This is a genomic window from Paraburkholderia sp. SIMBA_030 (assembly GCF_046535245.1).
Lineage (GTDB): Bacteria > Pseudomonadota > Gammaproteobacteria > Burkholderiales > Burkholderiaceae > Paraburkholderia.
Window position 1 is genome coordinate 1 of sequence record NZ_JAWRXB010001412.1, and the last position, 244, is coordinate 244.

The window sequence follows — 244 nt, forward strand, 5'->3', positions numbered from 1 at the left end:
CTCTCGCTGATCTTGCGGATTGAGCAGATTTTTCTTTGGCGAAAAGAACGATGAAGATGATTGAAACTGATAGGAAGTTTTTTGGTTGATTCTTGTTTTGAGTATCAAATAATATGACCATCAGACGCTTGTTTCTCGCGCTTTGTTTTCCGGGTGAATTCGGCGGGTGTGATTCCCGTATAGCGTTTAAATTCCCGGCTTAGATGGGATTGGTCTGTATACCCCAGTTCATGGGCTAAACCTG

Annotated in this window: 1 protein-coding gene; it reads right to left on the reverse strand. The window is 43.0% G+C overall.

Going from position 1 to position 244, the window contains the following annotated elements; translation table 11 throughout:
* Nucleotides 1–104: 104 nt before the first annotated feature.
* A complete protein-coding gene (locus SB772_RS44685; RefSeq protein WP_410839114.1) occupies nucleotides 105–227 on the reverse strand; it encodes an AraC family transcriptional regulator in 123 nt (40 codons plus the stop codon).
* Between the last annotated feature and the right edge of the window lie 17 nt (nucleotides 228–244).